This window comes from Halomonas rhizosphaerae, from assembly GCF_030012485.1.
Taxonomy (GTDB): domain Bacteria; phylum Pseudomonadota; class Gammaproteobacteria; order Pseudomonadales; family Halomonadaceae; genus Halomonas; species Halomonas rhizosphaerae.
Genome location: NZ_JASCQQ010000012.1, coordinates 29,408 through 47,752, shown reverse-complemented (window position 1 = coordinate 47,752; position 18,345 = coordinate 29,408). Strand labels below are relative to the sequence as shown.

Below are 18,345 nucleotides of genomic sequence, written 5' to 3'. Positions count from 1 at the left end.
TAACAGGCACTTGCCCGTGACGGGCTAGCGGTGTCACCCTGACGCCTGATTCCCGTCACGCGCCTGTCCATGCTGCCTATGTCACGGTTGAGCGGCGACGTGCTGCGCACGCTGCGCGAGCATCTGCGTCCGCTGATTGCCTATCACCTCTTCTTTACCCTGCTGGCCTCGAGCCTGCTGCTTCCGGCCGTGGGCTGGACCCTCTCGGGACTGCTCGCCCAGTTCGGCCGACCGGTGATCACCAACAACGAGCTGATCACCCTGCTGATGAGCCCCGGGGGCCTGTTCTGGCTGCTGGCCGCCGTCGGCCTGACCTTCCTGGTGCTCTACCTGCAGCAATCCGGCATGATCCTGGTGGCGGTCCGGCCCCGGGACCACCATGTCCGCCTGGCCTTCGAGGCCCTCTGGGCCACCCTGCGGCGGCTGCCGGCCATCAGCGGCCTGGTGGTGCTGCAGGTGGGGGCCCAGCTGCTGTTGCTGGTCCCGCTGGCCCTGAGCCTCGCCTGGCTCCATGGGCTCTTCCTGGGGGGGCTGGATCCCTACTTCGTGCAGAGCGTGCGTCCCCCCGCCTTCTGGGCCTTTCTCGGCACCGGTCTGGTGCCGGTTCTGGTCTGGCTCCTGCTCGCCGGCAGCCTCTATGTCCGCTGGCACCTGGCCCTGCCGGTGCTGACCCTGGAGGAACTCTCGCCGCCGGCGGCCCTGGCGCGCAGCATGCAGCTGACCCGAGGCCGGGGCCGCCACATCGCCGCGGCGGTGGTCCTGCTGCTGCTGGGCATCGTCATGCTGCCGCTGCTGGCCACGGCGCTGTTCGACCGGGTCGTCACGCCGCTGCTGTGGTGGCTCCCCGAGCGCAACGCGGTGCTGGTCCCGGCCATGCTCGCCTACCTCACCGCCTACCTGCTGATCGCCCTGGCCATCACCTTCGGCGGCATCGCCGCCAACGCCCTGCAGGCCACCTGCCTCTACCTTCGCCTGGCCCATCGCGAGCCGAAGCCCAAGCCACCCCCACCCGGCACCCACCCCGGGCGCCTGGCCTGGGCCGTCGAGCTCGCCGTCGTGCTGTTCGCCATCGGGCAGGCCTGGCTGATCGTCAACCGGTTCGAGATCCGCGACGAGGTCGCCATCATCGCCCACCGCGGCAGCTCGCTGAAGGCGCCGGAAAATACCCTGGCCGCGGTGGAACAGGCCATTCGGGACCGGGCCGATGGCATCGAGATCGACGTGCGCCTCACCGGTGACGGCGAGGTAGTCCTCTACCATGACGAGAGCCTCAGACGACTGGCCGGAGACGACCGCAGTGTCCGAGCCCTGCCGCGATCTGACCTCGCCGAGGTGGATGTGGGCAGCTGGTTCGGTGACCCCTTCATCGGCGAGCGCATCCCGGGGCTGGACGAGGTGCTGGCGGCGGTGCGCGGACGCTCCAGCCTGATGATCGAGCTCAAGCCCGACCCCGGCAGCGAACTCGAGCTGGTCGACGCAGTCATCGACGCCCTGGAGAGAGAGAGGGAACTTCGCCGCGCGTGCCGTCACCGCGCCGAGGACCGGGTGACCGCCCTGGCCTGTGGCGATCCGGATGTCATGGGCGAGATGCGCGTGGCCGCCATGTCGCCCTGGCTGCTGCGCGAGGTCACGCTGCGCGCGCCCCGCCTGCGCACCACCCTGCTGGCCCAGCTGGTGATGTCGGGCACACTGGAGCGCCGGGGCTTCGATGCCCTGGCCCTTCGCCACAACCGCATCGATGAGGAGGAGGTCCGCCTCGCCGGGTACTACGGCTATGAACTGCACGCCTGGACCATCAACGATCGCACCCGGATGTCCCAGCTGATCGACCTGGGAGTGGACGGCATCATCACCGACCGGCCGGCCATGCTGGCCGCGCTGATCGCCGAGCGCCGCCACCTGGGCGACGGCGCCCTGCTGCTGGTCAAGCTGCGTAACTGGCTGCGGGGCTAGGCGTGCTCAATCCCCCATCACGACCCCTTCACGGCGCGGATCGGCGCCACCGAAGAAGCCCTCCTCGGTCCGCTGGATCGCCTGCAGACCGCTCGTCAGCTCACGCTCCTCCACCTTGTGGCCGCGCTCGCGAAGGGCCTCCTGAGTGGCCGGCGGGAAGCGTCCCGCCTCCAGGTAGACCGGCCCGCCCAGGGTGATGGCATGGGGCAGGTCCAGCGAGCGCTGGGCATCCAGGCCCCAGTCGAGCATCGCCACCAGCGAGCGGGCGGTGTAGTGGATGATGGCCGCGCCCCCCGGCGAACCGAGACTCGCCACCAACTCGTCACTGTCCCGGTCGAAGACCAGCGTCGGGCTCATGCTGGAGCGGGGGCGCTTGCCGGGCTCCACCCGATTGGCAATGGGGGTGCCCTCGTCATCCGTCGGGGTGAAGGAGAAGTCGGTCAGCTCGTTGTTGAGCAGAAAGCCCCCCGGCATGCCGGTGCCCCCATCGGAGAGGATGCGCGCGCCGAAGGCCTGCTCGATGGAACTGGTCATGGCCAGGGCGTTGCCGTGCTCGTCGACGATGCTGATGTGGCTGGTGCCGTATTCCGGCTGCATGGGCTGCACGGCCCAGGCAGTGGCCAGGGCACCGGGGTTGCCCGGGCTCGCACCGCCACTGCCCATGCTCTGTCCCTCCTCGATCAGGTCGGCACGCTCTTCCAGGTAGTCCGGGTCGAGCATCAGCGACCAGTCCCCGCCGGGCGCCTCGACGAAGTCCGGGTCGGCGATATAGCGCCCGCGGTCGGCGAAGGCCAGCCGCGAGGCCTCGAGGAAGCGGTGCAGCCAGTCGACGCCGGGCAGGTCGTCCTCCAGGCCGACCTCGATGGGAGGGAGCTGCTCCAGGGTGCCGAGGATCTGCATCACCGTCAGGTGGCCCGACGAAGGCGGCGGAAAGCCGCATACCCGGTAGTCCTGCCAGTCGGTGCAGAGCGGCTCACGCTCCTTCGCGGAGTAAGTGGCCAGGTCCTCGAGGCTCAGCGTGCCGGTAATCCCGGGGTGGTTCTGCACCCGCGCCACGATGTCCTCGGCGATCTCCCCGGTGTGCAGCGCCGAGCTGTCATCCTTGGCGATCCGCTCGAAGATCACGGCCAGGGCCGGATTCTTGAGCATGTGCCCTTCCGGCAGCGGCTCCCCCTCCTCGGTGAAGTAGAAGGCCGATGCCCTGTCGTCTTCGCGCAGGGCCTCGGTGCCGGCCAGGCTACGATGCAGCCGGGGGCTGACGGGAAATCCCTCATCGGCCAGGGTGATGGCCGGCTCGAAGAGCTCTGCCCAGGGCAGGCGACCATGGGCATCGTGGGCCATCTCCAGCATGCGCAGGGTTCCCGGCACGCCGACCGAGCGACCGCTGGCCACCGCCTTCATGAACGCCAGGGGCTCTCCATCCGCGTCGAGGAAGAGCCCCTCCTCCACCGAGGACGGCGCGGTCTCGCGGCCGTCGTAGGCCCTGACCTCCTCGCCGTCGTGGTACATCAGGAAGGAACCGCCGCCGATGCCGCTGGACTGGGGCTCGACCAGGGTGAGCACCATCTGCACCGCGATGGCGGCGTCGATGGCCGAGCCTCCCGCCTTGAGGATCTGGTAGCCGGCATCGGTGGCCAGGGGGTTGGCCGCGGCCACGGCGAACGTCTCGGTGGCCCAGCCGGGCTTCTCCTCGCTACCGGACGCCGTCTCCGGCGCGATCTCCGGGCGTTCGTACTGGAAGTCCACCTCGCCCAGGGCCGCCGGGGACAGCAGCAGCGGGGAGAGGAGTAACAGCAGGGATGCCGAGCGACGGCAAGCGTTGGGGATGGCCATGATCATGACTCCTTGTCTCGATTCGGGGTCATGACAGCATAGGTGAGTCCGGCCCGGTCGTCGCCACCCTTACCGGCGGCAGCGCCAGAGAGCCAGCAGGTTCAGACAGGCGAGGATCAGCAGGGCGGCGGCGGCCCAGCCCAGAGAGCTGACCAGGCCATGGAACTCGCCGGGGGCGGCCTGCGGCCGGAAGGCCATGCCGTATTCGGCCAGGCGGCTGCCCCCGTAGAGCAGCAGGGCCAGCAGGCCCAGCGGCAGCGGAGAACGCCACTGGGCCAGCCAGCGGGTCAGGCGCCATGGCTCCGTCGGCGTCTTGGCGGGCGCGGTCTTCCGGGCGCTGGTCCGCGCAGCGGCCCTGGGCCTGTTGGGCACACGGCGCGCCGCGCGCCGCGATGGCTGGCGGCCCGCGCCCGGCAGCCGGCCCGCCAGCCAGCGCGTGGCGCAGACCAGGCCCCACCCCAGGGTGAAGCAGACGGACAGCGCCAGGCCCCCCATCACCAGCAAGTATGCCATCCCGGCAGATCCCTCTTCGGCTCGTTGGAGGTGCTATCTTGCCAAATTCTCGCCGCCTCGTGGGCCAGGATCGTTCTGATTCCCTAGGGCACCACGATGACCGGGATCGGCAAGCGGGCCAGCAGGTCGGCATCCTGGTCGGCCAGGTGGGCGAGTTGGGGGCGATGGAGCAGCAGGGCGCCGTTGTCCACGTGGGCCAGCTGCCGCTCCAATTGCCGGGCATCGTTCGCCTGCAGGGTCTCCCTGCCGTCGAACAGGCGAGTCAGCGCCTCGGGAACGGGCGGGAACTCGCCCCCCGCACCGGGACCGTCCAGGGTGCGCAGGGGGCCGCGGGCCAGCGACAGGCGCTCGTCCCAGATGATCACCGTGCAGGGCGCCTCAAGGATAAGGGCCCGGCTGGTGGAGCCCAGCCGCACGCCCCAGTGGCCCGAGAGCCCGGCCTTGCCGAGCACCAGCAGGTCCCCCGGGCCGGCCAGCGACAACGCCTCGCTGATCACCCGGCCGCGACTGACCCGCAACTGGTGCCGCAGCTCCCGGCCGGCCACCGCGGCATCCAGGGCCTCGGTCACGCGCCGGGTCTGACGCGCCATGCCGGCCTCGAGATCGGTCCTCGACAGTCGGCGCACCCGCCCCGAGACGGCGCCGATCTCCCGGGAAAAGGGGAAGCCGGCGCTCCCCAGGAGGTCCTGGTCCTCGACGTAAAGCGCCACCAGCTCGGCGTGGCGCGTCACCGCGAGGTCCACGGCGGCGGCCAGTGCCGCCAGGCTGTGTCGGGATGCATCGAGCAGCGCCAGCACCCGCACCACCGGGATCTCGTCATCCCGCGTCTGCCCCCCCGGGTCTGGCCGGGACTCGTCAGCGTTCATCGTCCTGCTCCTCGTGTCCGTTCCCATCGCCGCCCTGTTCCTCCTGGCGAGCGTGCTTCACCACCTCGCGGAAATGCACCAGCCGTTCGGCCACGCGGGCATCCAGGCTACCCTCGGGGAAGTGCCCCTGGGCATCGGCCTCACCGATGGGCAGGCCGGTGAGAAGCTCCAGTGCCTCGTCCACCCGTGACACGGCGAAGACGCGGAAGCGCCCCTGCTCGATCGCCTCGCGAACCTCGGCCTTGAGCATCAGGTGTTCGACGTTGGTCGCCGGCAGGATCACCGCCTGTCCCACGAGGTCGCCACGGGCGGCACAGACATCGAAGAACCCTTCGATCTTCTCGTTAACGCCGCCCACCGCCTGGACCCGTCCATGCTGGTCGATGGAGCCGGTGACGGCGAAGGCCTGGTCGAGCGGCACCCGGGCGATGGCCGAGACCAGGGCGCACACCTCGGCCACCGAGGCACTGTCGCCCTCGACGCCGCCATAGGACTGTTCAAAGGCCAGGCTCGCGGAGAGCGAGAGCGGCTCCTCGCCCGCGTAGCGCGTGGCCAGGTAGCGCGACAGGATCATCACCGCCTTGGAGTGGATACGCCCGCCCATGCGCGCCTCGCGCTCGATGTCCACCACCTGGCCGCTGCCGGGACGCGCCGTGGCGGTGATGCGCGACGGCTGGCCGAAGGCATACTCGCCCAGCTGCAGCACGGAGAGGCCGTTGACCTGGCCGACCACGCGCCCCTCGGTGGCGACCAGCATGGTGCCGCGAGTGATCATCTCGTGGCTGCGCTCGCGGATGCGACCCGCCCGCCAGAGCTGCTGGCTGACCGCCTTCTCGACATGGCGCCTGGCGATCACCGTGGCCGTCTCCTCCCCGGCCCAGTGGTCGGCCTCCAGCACCAGGTCATGCAGGTCGCGGTGACGCGCGGTCAGCTTGCGCTGGTCGTCGGCCAGGCGGCTGGCCCGCTCGATCACCGCGGCCACGCCGCTGCGGTCCAGCGGGCGCAGGGCCGCCTCGCGGGCCAGGGTCGCCACCACCTGGGCATAGAAGGCCTCGTGCTCGGGGTCACGGTCGAGCTCGTCCTCGAGGTCGGCCTGTACCTTGAACAGCTCCAGGAACTCGGGGTCGTGCTCGCAGAGCAGGTAGTAGAGCAGGCGCTCGCCCAGCAGCACGATCTTGACGTCCAGCGGGACCGGCTCCGGCTCGAGGGTCACGGTACTGATCAGCCCATAGGCCTGCTCCAGCGACTCGGTACGGATCTCGCCGGCTCTCAGCACCCGCTTGAGGGTCTCCCAGGCCCCCGGCTGGGTGAGCACGCCGCGCACGTCCAGCACCAGGTAGCCGCCGTTGGCGCGATGCAGGGCACCGGCCCGGATCAGCGAGAAGTCGGTCAGCAGGGTGCCGTTGTGCACATGGTGCTCGATGCGACCCACCAGGTGCTGATGGGTGGGCAGGTCCTGGTAGATCACCGGCGCCCCTTGCGCCTCGGCATTGTCCACCAACAGGTTGACCTGGAAGCGGCTGAACACCGCCTCCGCCGGGATGTCGGGCTCATCGGCGATGAAGGAGTCGACATTGAACAGGATCGCTTCGCGGATGGCATCGAGGTGGGTCAGGATTCCCGCGTGCTCGGCATAGCGCTCCTTGAGCTCGTCCAGGGGGGCGCCGATGGCGGACTCGAGCATCTCGGCGTTGAGGGCATTGGCCTGGTCGCGCAGCGCCTTGGCCAGGCGAGGCATCTGACGGATCGCCTGCGTCAGCTTGCGCTGCAGGATCTCGACCGTGGCCTCGATGCGCTCGCGCTCGTCCTTCGGCAGCTTCTCGAAGGCCTCCGGCGCCATCATCTTGTCGCCCTCGGCCGGCGCGAAAGTGAAGCCGTTGGGGGTGGAGAGCAGCAGGATATCGTGCTCGCGGGCCTCGCGTCGCACGGCCTCGACGGCGTCACGCTGGCGCTCGCCCATGGCCTGCTTGAGCTCGTGAAGACGGTTCTGGTACTCCTCGCTCTCGAACACGGCGGGGATGGCGCTGCGCAGCTCCTCGACCAGGGCCTCCAGGTCCGTGCGCAGCTGACGCCCCAGGCCGGGCGGCAGCGAGAGGGCCAGCGGCACGGCCGGATCGTCGAAGTTGTAGCGATAGCACCAGTCACGGGGGGGCGAGGCGCCCCGGGCCTTCTCGGCGAGGAAGCTGCCCACCAGGCTGTGTCGGTCGTGCCCGGGCTGGCCCAGCACGAAGAGGTTGAAGCCGTCGCTGCGAATCGCGGTGCCGAAGCTCAATGCATCCCGTGCACGCTCGTGGCCGACGAGCAGGTCCAGCGACTCGAGCTCACTGGTAACCTCGAAATCGAAGGCATCGGTCGGACAGGTCCGGTACACCTGTGCCACCCCAAGGGGTTCCACCATGGCAGTTCTCCTTTGCAGACACGGGCAGTATGAGACAAGGCGACGGGTCGTGCCTGATGGAGATCAAGGAGAGCGGGCGCAGGAGCGTCGGCGAGCAACGGCGTGCCCGCCGGGGGCGATCATCGCAGGATGTCCTGGATCACCTCGTGGATGATGTCGTCGGTGAGGTCGACCAGCACGGCATCGGTGCCTACACGGCGCCATTCATAGCCCTCGTAGTAGGGCAGGTCTCGCCTCACGCGCTCGTCGAAGTTCCTGGCAATGCCGGGAGGCAGGGGCTTGCCGCGTTCCAGGTTCATGCGGATGCCGGGCGGCAGGCTGTCGCGGTCTTCATGCTGGAGATACTCACGCCGACTGCGAAAGATCTCGCGAACCTCGCGCTCGTCGATCATCGGCCGCCTTGCCTCGTCGCGATAGCCTTCCCGATCACGGTACTCATCACGTTCCCGATCGCGATACTCATCACGTTCCCGGTCACGATACTCGTCGCGCTCCCGGTCACGATACTCGTCGCGCTCCCGGTCACGGTACTCCTGACGGTCCCGCTCGCCTCGCGCCTGGCCCTGTCCCTGGCCACGCGACTCCCGGGCACGCTGGCTCTCGTTCTTCTGGCCACGCTGCTGCTGGCCCTCCTCCTTCCAGGGCGCCGCCCCTTGGGCATTGCCCTGGCCGTTGCCGGGCTGAGCCAGCAGCGGGGAGGCGGCGAGGGCCAGGCCGAGGGCACCGGCCACCACCAGGGGATAAAGAGGGAAACGGGTCTTCATGCAGATCTCCTCGTCGGGGCATGTACGCTCAGTCTAGCCCGGCATCGTGCAAGGGCCGTGCACAAAGCAAGACACCCGGGCAAGCCCGGGTGTCGTCGATCACTGCTGGCAGGAGCGGGCGTCAGCCCAGGGTCTCGCCGGCCAGCATGAACCAGGTCTCCAGTACCGCATCGGGATTCAGCGACACGGAGTCGATGCCCTGCTCCATCAGCCACTTGGCCAGGTCCGGATGATCCGAGGGGCCCTGGCCACAGATGCCGATGTACTTGCCTTGGGCGTGACAGGCCTGGATGGCCATGGCCAGCAGCTTCTTCACGGCCGGGTTCCGCTCGTCGAACAGGTGGGCGACGATGCCGGAGTCGCGGTCCAGGCCCAGGGTCAGCTGGGTCAGGTCGTTGGAGCCGATGGAGAAGCCATCGAAGTACTCGAGGAACTCCTCGGCCAGCAGGGCGTTGGCCGGCAGCTCGCACATCATGATCACCTTGAGGCCGTTCTCTCCCCGGGCCAGGCCGTTGGCGGCCAGCAGGTCGACCACCTCACGGGCCTCCTCGGTGGTGCGCACGAAAGGCACCATGATCTCGACGTTGTCGAGCCCCATCACCTCGCGGACCCGCTTGAGCGCCCGGCACTCCAGCTCGAAGCAGGGACGGAACGACTCCGAGATGTAGCGCGAAGCGCCCCGGAAGCCGAGCATGGGGTTCTCCTCGCCCGGCTCGTAGAGCTTGCCGCCAATCAGGTTCTCGTACTCGTTGGACTTGAAGTCCGACAGGCGCACGATGACCCGCTGCGGGTAGAAGGCGGCTGCCAGGGTGGAGATGCCCTCGACCAGCTTGTCGACATAGAACTCCACCGGGTCGCTGTAGCCGGCGGTCCGCAGGTCGATGGTCTGCTGCAGGTCGGCGGGCAGGGTGTCGTACTCGAGCAGTGCCTTGGGGTGCACGCCGATCATGCGGTTGATGATGAACTCGAGGCGTGCCAGGCCGACCCCGGCATTGGGCAGGCTGGCGAAGCTGAAGGCGCGATCCGGATTGCCGACGTTCATCATGATCTTGAAGGGGATCTCGGGCATGGCATCGACGCTGGTCACGCGACGGTCGAACTCCAGCAGCCCCTCGTAGACGTGCCCGGTGTCCCCTTCGGCGCAGGAGACGGTGACGTCGCGCCCGTCGTCCAGCGTCTCGGTGGCATCACCGCAGCCGACCACGGCGGGAATGCCCAGCTCGCGGGCGATGATCGCCGCGTGGCAGGTGCGGCCGCCACGGTTGGTGACGATGGCCGAGGCGCGCTTCATGATCGGCTCCCAGTCCGGGTCGGTCATGTCGGTGACCAGGACATCGCCGGGGTTGACCTTCTCCATGTCTTCCGGGGAGAACACCACCTTGACCGCGCCACGGCCGATGCGCTGGCCGATGGCTCGGCCGGCCACCAGGGTGCGCCCCTTCTCCTTGAGCTGGAAGCGCTCGAGCTTACCGCCCTCCTGCTGGGAGACCACGGTCTCGGGGCGGGCCTGGACGATGTAGAGCTCGCCATCGTCCCCGTCCAGCGCCCACTCGATGTCCATGGGGCGACCGTAGTGCTCCTCGATGGTCACCGCCTGGCGGGCCAGCGCCATGATCTGCTCGTCATCGATGCAGAAGCGGGTGCGGTCGGCCAGCGGCACGTCCACGGTGGCGACCGACTTGCCGGCGCTGGTGTCGTCGGTGTAGACCATCTTGATCAGCTTGGAGCCGAGATTGCGGCGAAGCACCGCCGGGCGGCCCGCCGCCAGGGTCGGCTTGTGGACATAGAACTCGTCGGGGTTCACCGCCCCCTGAACCACGGTCTCGCCCAGCCCCCAGGAGGCGGTGACGAAGACGGCGTCGCGGTAGCCGGACTCGGTGTCCAGGGTGAACATCACGCCCGAGGCGCCGGTCTCGGAGCGCACCATTTTCTGGATGCCGGCGGAGAGCGCCACGTTCTCGTGGGCATAGCCGCGATGGACACGATAGGAGATGGCGCGGTCGTTGAACAGCGAGGCGAAGACCTCATGCACGGCGCGCTTGATGTTGTCGAAACCCTCGATGTTGAGGAAGGTCTCCTGCTGGCCGGCAAAGGAGGCGTCCGGCAGGTCCTCGGCGGTGGCCGAGCTGCGCACGGCGACCTTGAGGCTGGGATGCATCGCCGAGAGCGTCTCGTAGCTCTCGCGCAGGTAGCGCTCGAAGGTCGGCGGCAGCGGGGTATCGATGACCCACTGGCGGATCTCGGCGCCGGCCCTCGCCAATTCGGCCACGTCATCGACGTCCAGGGTAGCGAGCCGGCTGTTGATGCGCTCGTTGAGCCCTTCGTGGGAGAGAAATTCGCGGTAGGCGTGGGCCGTGGTGGCAAACCCGCCGGGGACGGTGACACCCGCGCCGGACAAGTTGGAGATCATCTCGCCGAGAGAGGCGTTCTTGCCGCCGACCCGTTCGACATCGTCCATGCCCAATTGATCGAACCACTGAATATAATCGTCCATGAGACCTCCCAGGATTTCGACGACGGATGCATCATGCCGGCGGACCGCAGGGGACTCGGGCATGAAGGGATGCTGGCGACTCTACCAGCGGCCTTCCATATTCGCCATTAGTCTAACATCGAAGTCACTGGAGGATTTTTACAACACTCGGCCGAATCGCCAGGTATCTGTAGTGGCCAGGGCAGTGGTGACAGCAAACCCGCCTCTTGTCCCGGCCCCGACCAGCACCGACAATGGGCCTCACCTACACATCGGAGCACAGCGACCCGCCATGACGCGCACCGCCTTCTTCATCTCCGACGGCACCGGCATCACCGCGGAGAGCCTGGGACGCAGCCTGCTCGCCCAGTTCGAGAGCGTCGAGATCCGCATGCTCACCAAGCCGTACATCGACTCCCTCGAGAAGGCACGGACCCTGGTGGCGATCATCGAGGCCACGGCGGTGCGCGACGGCGAGCAGCCGATCATCATCGACACCATCGTCGACGAGCAGATACGCGAGGTGATCCGCCAGGCCCCGGGCTTCAAGGTCGACATCTTCTCTACCTTCCTCAAGCCACTGGAGGAGGAACTGGAAGCCCACTCCTCCTACAGCGTCGGTCGCACCCATGCCATCGGCCGCGACGACGTCTACATGGACCGCATCCACTCGGTGCACTTCGCCCTGGACAACGACGACGGGGCCCGCACCCACCAGTACGACAAGGCCGACATCATCCTCGTCGGGGTCTCCCGCTGCGGCAAGACCCCCACCTCGCTCTACCTGGCTCTGCAGTTCGGTATCCGCGCCGCAAACTACCCGCTCACCGAGGACGACCAGGACGAGAACGGCACCCTGAAGCTACCGAAGGCCCTGGTCCCGCATCGCCACAAGCTGTTCGGGCTGACCATCGACCCGCGACGGCTGGCGGCCATCCGCCACGAGCGCCGGCCCAACAGCCGCTACAGCTCCATGGACCAGTGCGTCCAGGAGGTCGAGCAGGCCGAGGGGCTCTATCGCCAGTTGCATATCCCCTATATCGACACCACCCGCTTCTCCGTGGAGGAGATCTCCACCCGAATGATCGCCGAGACCGGCCTGACACGGCGGTTTTCGCCGCGATAAGCGCCGAGCGCCACTATGGCAACACAGGAAAGCCTCCAGCAGGCGACACTGCTGGAGGTTTTTCTTGGCTGCTTGGCTGCTTGAGGCTATCTCACCACGCCCGCCCGCCTGAGCCTGGCGATATCCTCCGGCGTCAGGCCCATCTCGGCGAGTATCGCATCGCTGTCCTGGCCGAGCCGGGGTGGCGCGATCTCACTGGTGGCAGGCTCGCCGTCGAAACGCAGCGGGTTGGCGACCTGGGGCACCTCGAGATCGTCACGGTGCAAGGTCCTGTGCAGGCCGCGATGGCGCACCTGGGGGTCGTCGAAGACCTCGGTCAGGGTGTTGATGGGTCCCGCGGGGATTCCACGCGCCTCCATCTCGGTCAGCCAGTCATCGCGGTCGCGCTCGAGCAGGATCGGCCGGATGAGCGAGACCAGCACCTCCCGGTTGCCGACCCGGGCCGCATTGGTGGCGTAGGCAGGATCCTCGGCCCACTCGGGATGGCCCAGCATGTCGGCGAAGCGCGCGAACTGGGCATCGTTGCCCACGGTGAGCACCAGGTGCCCGTCGGCGCAGGCAAAGGCCTGATAGGGCACGATGTTGGGGTGGGCGTTGCCATGGCGCTCGGGTGAACGGCCTTCGACCAGGGCGTTGAGCGCCTGGTTGGCCAGGGTGGCCACCTGGACGTCGAGCAGGGCCAGGTCGATATGCTGTCCCTGGCCGGTACGCGCGCGCTGCTGCAGGGCGGCCAGCACGCCCACCGTGGCATAGAGACCGGTCATCACGTCGGTGATGGCCACGCCGGTCTTCATGGGCATGCCTCCGGGGTCGCCGGAGAGGCTCATCAGTCCACCCATCGCCTGGATCATGAAGTCATAACCGGCCCGATGGGCATAGGGACCGTCCTGGCCGAAGCCGGTGACCGAACAACCGATCAGGCGCGGATTGATCGCCCGCAGGCTGGGGTAGTCGAGCCCGTACCTGGCCAGGCCACCGACCTTGAAGTTCTCGAGCAGGATATCGGCGCCCTTCGCCAGCGCCCTGACCAGGTCCTGTCCGCCCTCGGTGGCGATGTCCACGGCCAGCGACTGCTTGCCGCGGTTGGCGCACAGGAAGTAGGCCGCTACCCGTTCGGCATCATCCTGCTCGGCCAGCCAGGGCGGCCCCCAGCCACGAGTGTCATCGCCGCGCGAGGGGTGCTCGACCTTGATCACCCGCGCCCCGAGATCGGCGAGCAGCTGGCCGGCCCAGGGCCCGGCCAGCACCCGCGACAGATCCAGCACCGTGATGCCGTCCAGCGGTCCGCTCATGTTGACTCCTTGATAGAGTGCGCAGATAGCTGCATCACTCGGGGCAGATCCGGCGACAAGCCCCACTTTCTTCGACTTGTCCCCGGCGCCCCTCGTTTCCGCCAGCTTAATGGTCCTGACAGATCAGCCGGTAAAGGCCTGGATGCCGGTCTGGGCGCGCCCGAGGATCAGGGCATGGACGTCGTGGGTGCCCTCGTAGGTATTCACCGCCTCGAGGTTCATCACGTGGCGGATCACATGGTACTCGTCGCTGATGCCGTTGCCGCCGTGCATGTCACGGGCCACCCGGGCGATGTCCAGCGCCTTGCCGCAGTTATTGCGCTTGATCAGCGAGATCGCCTCGGGCACCAGTTGGCCGTCATCGATCATGCGCCCGACCCGCAGCGCGGCCTGCAGGCCCAGGGTGATCTCGGTCTGCATGTCGGCGAGCTTCTTCTGGATCAGCTGGTTGGCGGCCAGGGGGCGGCCGAACTGCTTGCGCTCCAGGGTATAGTCGCGGGCCGCATGCCAGCAGGCCTCGGCGGCCCCCATGGTGCCCCAGGCGATGCCATAGCGGGCGCGGTTGAGGCAGGAGAACGGCCCCTTCAGGCCGGTGACGTTCGGCAGACGCTGCTCGTCGGACACCTCCACGTCCTGCATGGCGATCTGGCCGGTGATGGAGGCGCGCAGGCTGAACTTGCCCTCGATCTTGGGGGCCGAGAGCCCCTTCATGCCCTTCTCGAGGATGAAGCCGTTGACGACTCCCTCGTCGTCCCGGGCCCAGACCACGAAGACGTCGGCGATGGGCGAGTTGGTAATCCAGGTCTTGGTGCCGTTCAGCCGCCATCCACCGTCGGTGCGGGTGGCACGGGTGCTCATGCCGCCGGGGTCGGAGCCGTGGTCCGGCTCGGTGAGGCCGAAGGCCCCCACCCACTCGCCGCTGGCCAGTTTGGGCAGATACTTGTCGCGCTGGGCCTCGCTGCCGAAGGCATGGATCGGGTACATCACCAGGCTCGACTGCACGCTCATGGCACTGCGGTAGCCGGAGTCGACGCGCTCCACCTCACGGGCGATCAGGCCATAGCTGACATAGTTCAGCCCGGCGCAGCCGTAGCCGTCGATGGTCGCGCCGAGTAGCCCCAGCTCGCCCATCTCGTTCATGATCTCGCGATCGAAGTGCTCGTGACGGTTGGCCTCCAGTACCCGCGGCAGTAGTTTCTCCTGGCAATAGTCGTGGGCGGTCTGGAGGACCATGCGCTCATCCTCGGAGAGCTGGTCGACGAGGCGGAAGGGATCGTCCCAGGTGACGGGAGTGATCTGGCTCATGGGGTGTCCTCGGTTGGCGTGCTGACAATTTCTACATTTTCAATAAATGTAGACCAAGCCGACTCATCTGCCAAGTACGACGTCGCCTGCTCGCTCGTCTTTCAGCGCGCTCCCTGACGCCTAAGCTCGGCGCGGACCTGTCGCCAGGCGAGCAGCGCGACCAGCAGGTTGGCGGCGAGCATCCCGGCGAACACGCCGGTGCTACCGGCCAGCCGCCCGCCCAGCCAGGCCAGCGGCACGGTCAGCGCGAAGAGCCGGACCACCGACAGTCGCATGGCGCGGGCGGGACGGTGAAGGGCGTTGAAGGAAGAGACCGCCAGGATCACCACGCCCTGGGCACCGAGCCCCAGGGGCACCAGCCACAGAAAGCTGCGTAGCACCCCCCCGACCGCCTCGCGCTGGGCATAGCCGGCCACCAGCCAGGGTGCCAGCAGCTGCAGCACGCCCCAGACCAGCAGCTGCCAGGCCAGCACGAAGACGAAGCAGCCCAGGATCGCCCGGCGCACCCGGTCATGCTGGCCCGCGCCGGCATTCTGGCTGACCAGTGGCGAGAGGGTCATGGAGAGTGCCAGCACGGCGATCTGCGAGATGGCCTCGATGCGCGTGCCCACACCGTAGCCCGCCACCGCATCGTGGCCGTGGCCGGCCATGATGCGAGTCACCAGCCCCAGGGCGATTGGGGTGAAGACACTGGTGAGGGCCGCCGGCCCGGCGATGCGACCGAGCTCCCGCCAGGAGCCGGCGAGGCCTCGCCAGCTCAGGCCGGCCAGGTCGAACAGCTCGCGCAGTTCGCGCTGGAAGACCAGCACCCCGGCCATGAGGCCCCAGCTCAACACCGTGGCGAGCGCCGCGCCGGAAACGCCCAGGGCCGGAAAGGGCCCGATTCCGAAGATCAGCCACCAGTCCAGCAGCACGTTGGTCCCGGCGGCCAACACCATCATCAGCCCCTGGGTGGCGGTATTGCCGTGGGCACGCAGGATGCTGTTGAGGACCCTCGGCACGATCACCGCCGCCGCCCCCAGGTACCAGATGCCCATGTAGTCGCGGATATGCGGCATCAGCAGGTCATCGGCACCCATCAGGCGGAACAGCGGTTCCAGGGTGGCCAGTCCCAGCAGCGTCATGCACAGCCCCACCACCACCGCCAGCAGGGCCGCATCGGTGGCTCGCCGTCGCACCGTGCCGAGGTCGCCCTGCCCCAGCCGGCGGGCCACCACCGCGGAGGTCCCGATGCCCAGACCGATGGCCAGACTGATCACCGTGAACACCACCGGGAAGGTGAAGGCCACCGCCGCGAGCTCCTCGGTGCCGAGGCGCGAGATGAACCAGGTATCCACCAGGTTGAAGCTCATCATGGCGATCATGCCGCCGACCACCGGCAGGCTCTTGCGCAGCAGGGTCAGTCCGATGGGCCCCTCGAGCAGCTCGCTGCGGGCGGGACGGGAGCGGGACGCGGGGGGTGAGGACGGGGAGGCGGGTGCGCTCATGCAGGGTCTCGACGGATAACGGGCACTGGATTGTGCCGCCTCTCCGCACGGAGGGCAAAGCTCACCGAGCGCCGAGCAGGATGATGCTCGCGCGCCACCATGGCAACAAGGCAAAAACCTCCAGCAGGCGACTCTGCGGAGGTTTTTCCTGGCCGAGCGGCTGCTTGCGCTCGGTGCTTACTTGTCCTCGCCCTCGCGGTAGAGGATCTGAATGCTCGAGAAGTCAAGCTGGCCACTGCCCTGGGCACTGTGCAGGGCGAAGAGGTTACGGGCCTGGGAGCCCATGGGCACGGTGGACTTCGAGCCCAGCGCCAGTTCCCAGGCCAGTCCCAGGTCCTTGGCCATCAGGTCGGTCAGGAAGCCGCCCTGATAGTCCCGGGAGGCGGCGGAGCCCTCCATCACCCCGGGCCAGGGATTGTAGACGTTGAGCGCCCAGTTGCCGCCGCTGCTCTGTTTCATGATTTCCGAGAGCACGGCCGGGTCCATGCCGTTCTTCACGCCCAGCGCCAGGGCCTCGGCCGTCCCCGACATCAGGATGCCCAGCAGCATGTTGTTGCAGATCTTGGCCACCTGACCGGCGCCCGCCTCGCCGGCGTGGAAGATATTCTTGCCCATGGCCTCGAGCAGCGGCTTCGCCTGTTCGAAACCAGCCGCCTCGCCGCCGACGATGAAGGTCAGGGTGCCGGCCTTGGCGCCGCCCACCCCGCCGGAGACCGGCGCATCCAGATAGGTGAAGCCGCGTTCGGCGGCGGCGGCGGCCACCAGGCGGGCGTCATCCGGCGCGATGGTCGAGGAGTCGACGAGCAGCGGCTTGCCGTCGAGGGCATCGAGCAGCCCCGGCGCGCCGTCGCGGCCCAGATAGAGCCCCCTGACGTGCGCTCCGGCCGGCAGCATGGAGACGACCACGTCCGCGCCGGCGGCGGCCGCCTCGGCGCTGGCGGCGCGCCTTGCGCCCTCGGCTTCCAGGGTCTGGATGGCGCTCTCGACCAGGTCGAACACGGTGACGTCATGGCCGGCCTTGACCAGGTTGATGGCCATGGGCGCGCCCATGTTGCCGAGGCCGATAAAGGCGATGTTCATAGGTTGTGCTCCTTGTTGTTGATCTCGTGAAGGCTATGGCGGCAGTGCGCGAGGCTGTTCCACCCCTATCCGACCCGATGGCCGACGCCGAGGTCGCGCAGGGGGTGTGACTCGCTGGACCAGAGCGGGGTCATCAGGGCCTGGATGTCGGCCTGGGGCACCCCGGCCACGCTGGCATGCTGCCAGCGTGGCGACTTGTCCTTGTCGACCAGCAGCGCGCGCACCCCCTCGACGAAGTCCCCCTGGCGACAGCACTGCACCGACAGGCCGAGTTCGTCACGGAAGGCGTCGGCAAGGCTGGTGTGGGCGTGACGCTCGAGCATGCGCCACACCAGCTGGGCACTCATCGGGCAGCCGGCCTCGAGACGCGTGCGGTTGGCGGCGAGCCAGCCGTCGTCGGTGGTGTCGCGCAGGATGCGCTTGACGGCCGTGGCGGCATCCACCCGGCCCACCAGCGCCTGGATATGGTCGAGATGCGGCCACACCTGGCCATCCGGCTCGGCGCGGCGGTCTTCGTGGTCATCGAGCACCGCCTGAACCCCGGCACGCAGGGCCGGCAGGCTGCGGTCGCCGTAGTCGGCCTCTTCCAGGGCGCCGAGCAGCGCCTCGCGGCGTTCACGCGGGATGAAGCGGTCGGCCAGCCCCAGGTCCAGGGCGTCATGGGCATTGAGCTGGGCCCCGGTCAGGCCCAGGTAGGCCCCCACTCCGGGGGGCATGCGGCCCAGGAACCAGCTCGCGCCGATATCGGGATAGAGGCCGATGGTGATCTCCGGCATGGCGATGCGCGTGGTCTCGGTGACCAGGCGCTGAAAGCCGCCGGCTAGCAGCCCGAGGCCACCGCCCATCACGATGCCGTCGCCCCAGACCATCAGCGGCTTGGGATAGGTGTGGATGCGGTAGTCGAGGCGATACTCCGCGGTGAAGTAGGTCTCGGCGAAGAGGCCGTCGCGGCCGGCACCACGGTTCTCGCCCTCCTCGGTCAGCGACCGGTAGAGGGCCACCACGTCACCGCCGGCGCAGAAGGCCTTGTCGCCGCTGCCCTCGAGCCATACCGCCACCACGCTGCGATCCACCGCCCAGGCTTCGAGCTTGGCCTCGAGCTGGCGGATCATCTCCAGCGACAGGGCGTTGAGCGACTTCGGGGCGTTGAGGGTGGCCACGCCGATGCGGCCGCCATTGCGGGTGGGCAGCTCGTCGAAGAGCACTGCAAGGTCCGACATCCCGGGATCTCCTGGGTCTGGTGAAGGAAACGGGG

At 68.4% G+C, this 18,345-nt stretch carries 13 protein-coding genes; 2 read left to right on the top strand and 11 right to left on the bottom strand.

The features are described from left to right. Positions 1-69 precede the first annotated feature (69 nt). Entirely contained in the window at positions 70-1,953 is a 1,884-nt protein-coding gene (locus tag QLQ86_RS05935) for a glycerophosphodiester phosphodiesterase family protein (RefSeq protein WP_282816217.1), read from the top strand. Positions 1,954-1,959: 6 nt separating this feature from the next. Here the strand turns inward: QLQ86_RS05935 and ggt are convergent, their stop codons facing one another. From ggt to ppsA, 6 genes are all read right to left on the bottom strand, one after another. Then, on the bottom strand, positions 1,960-3,786 hold the full coding sequence (ggt, locus tag QLQ86_RS05930) for a gamma-glutamyltransferase (protein ID WP_282816216.1): 1,827 nt from the start codon (positions 3,784-3,786) through the stop codon (positions 1,960-1,962). A 69-nt stretch (positions 3,787-3,855) separates the two neighbouring features. Further along, positions 3,856-4,299: a hypothetical protein gene (locus tag QLQ86_RS05925; protein WP_282816215.1), complete on the bottom strand. Its 444-nt coding sequence runs from the start codon at positions 4,297-4,299 to the stop codon at positions 3,856-3,858. Positions 4,300-4,382: 83 nt separating this feature from the next. Next, positions 4,383-5,165 carry a universal stress protein gene (locus QLQ86_RS05920; RefSeq protein WP_282816214.1) on the bottom strand — a complete coding sequence of 261 codons (783 nt, stop codon included), beginning with the start codon at positions 5,163-5,165 and terminating at the stop codon, positions 4,383-4,385. Beyond that, positions 5,155-7,563: a Lon protease family protein gene (locus QLQ86_RS05915; RefSeq protein ID WP_282816213.1), complete on the bottom strand. Its 2,409-nt coding sequence runs from the start codon at positions 7,561-7,563 to the stop codon at positions 5,155-5,157. The genes QLQ86_RS05920 and QLQ86_RS05915 overlap by 11 nt, the downstream gene beginning before the upstream one ends. 119 nt (positions 7,564-7,682) lie before the next feature. Further along, entirely contained in the window at positions 7,683-8,327 is a 645-nt protein-coding gene (locus tag QLQ86_RS05910; protein ID WP_282816212.1) for an anti-virulence regulator CigR family protein, read from the bottom strand. Between the two features lie 121 nt (positions 8,328-8,448). Further along, on the bottom strand, positions 8,449-10,821 hold the full coding sequence (gene ppsA / locus QLQ86_RS05905; RefSeq protein WP_282816211.1) for a phosphoenolpyruvate synthase: 2,373 nt from the start codon (positions 10,819-10,821) through the stop codon (positions 8,449-8,451). 271 nt (positions 10,822-11,092) lie between these two features. Between ppsA and ppsR the strand changes: the two genes are divergently transcribed. Then, positions 11,093-11,926 (top strand): posphoenolpyruvate synthetase regulatory kinase/phosphorylase PpsR, encoded by an 834-nt coding sequence (gene ppsR, locus QLQ86_RS05900; protein WP_282734525.1) that lies wholly within the window; start codon positions 11,093-11,095, stop codon positions 11,924-11,926. Positions 11,927-12,012: 86 nt separating this feature from the next. Here ppsR and QLQ86_RS05895 read toward each other — a convergent pair whose 3' ends face one another. The 5 genes from QLQ86_RS05895 to QLQ86_RS05875 form a co-directional block, all read right to left on the bottom strand. Continuing rightward, on the bottom strand, positions 12,013-13,218 hold the full coding sequence (locus QLQ86_RS05895) for a CaiB/BaiF CoA transferase family protein (RefSeq protein WP_282816210.1): 1,206 nt from the start codon (positions 13,216-13,218) through the stop codon (positions 12,013-12,015). Positions 13,219-13,341: 123 nt separating this feature from the next. Further along, positions 13,342-14,523 carry an acyl-CoA dehydrogenase gene (locus QLQ86_RS05890; RefSeq protein ID WP_282816209.1) on the bottom strand — a complete coding sequence of 394 codons (1,182 nt, stop codon included), beginning with the start codon at positions 14,521-14,523 and terminating at the stop codon, positions 13,342-13,344. 101 nt (positions 14,524-14,624) lie between these two features. Then, on the bottom strand, positions 14,625-16,010 hold the full coding sequence (locus tag QLQ86_RS05885; protein ID WP_282816208.1) for an MATE family efflux transporter: 1,386 nt from the start codon (positions 16,008-16,010) through the stop codon (positions 14,625-14,627). Positions 16,011-16,187: 177 nt separating this feature from the next. Beyond that, positions 16,188-17,090: a 3-hydroxyisobutyrate dehydrogenase gene (gene mmsB / locus QLQ86_RS05880; protein WP_282816207.1), complete on the bottom strand. Its 903-nt coding sequence runs from the start codon at positions 17,088-17,090 to the stop codon at positions 16,188-16,190. A 65-nt stretch (positions 17,091-17,155) separates the two neighbouring features. After that, positions 17,156-18,310, bottom strand: a complete 1,155-nt coding sequence (locus QLQ86_RS05875) for an enoyl-CoA hydratase/isomerase family protein (RefSeq protein ID WP_282816206.1) — start codon at positions 18,308-18,310, stop codon at positions 17,156-17,158. Between the last annotated feature and the right edge of the window lie 35 nt (positions 18,311-18,345).

Coding starts and splice junctions, on each gene's coding strand:
- QLQ86_RS05925 (WP_282816215.1), bottom strand. CDS start 4,299: ATGGCATACTTGCTGGTGATGGGGGGCCTGGCGCTGTCCGTCTGCTTC.
- ggt (WP_282816216.1), bottom strand. CDS start 3,786: ATGGCCATCCCCAACGCTTGCCGTCGCTCGGCATCCCTGCTGTTACTC.
- ppsA (WP_282816211.1), bottom strand. CDS start 10,821: ATGGACGATTATATTCAGTGGTTCGATCAATTGGGCATGGACGATGTC.
- QLQ86_RS05875 (WP_282816206.1), bottom strand. CDS start 18,310: ATGTCGGACCTTGCAGTGCTCTTCGACGAGCTGCCCACCCGCAATGGC.
- mmsB (WP_282816207.1), bottom strand. CDS start 17,090: ATGAACATCGCCTTTATCGGCCTCGGCAACATGGGCGCGCCCATGGCC.
- QLQ86_RS05895 (WP_282816210.1), bottom strand. CDS start 13,218: ATGAGCGGACCGCTGGACGGCATCACGGTGCTGGATCTGTCGCGGGTG.
- ppsR (WP_282734525.1), top strand. CDS start 11,093: ATGACGCGCACCGCCTTCTTCATCTCCGACGGCACCGGCATCACCGCG.
- QLQ86_RS05885 (WP_282816208.1), bottom strand. CDS start 16,010: ATGAGCGCACCCGCCTCCCCGTCCTCACCCCCCGCGTCCCGCTCCCGT.
- QLQ86_RS05915 (WP_282816213.1), bottom strand. CDS start 7,563: ATGGTGGAACCCCTTGGGGTGGCACAGGTGTACCGGACCTGTCCGACC.
- QLQ86_RS05910 (WP_282816212.1), bottom strand. CDS start 8,327: ATGAAGACCCGTTTCCCTCTTTATCCCCTGGTGGTGGCCGGTGCCCTC.
- QLQ86_RS05890 (WP_282816209.1), bottom strand. CDS start 14,523: ATGAGCCAGATCACTCCCGTCACCTGGGACGATCCCTTCCGCCTCGTC.
- QLQ86_RS05920 (WP_282816214.1), bottom strand. CDS start 5,165: ATGAACGCTGACGAGTCCCGGCCAGACCCGGGGGGGCAGACGCGGGAT.
- QLQ86_RS05935 (WP_282816217.1), top strand. CDS start 70: ATGCTGCCTATGTCACGGTTGAGCGGCGACGTGCTGCGCACGCTGCGC.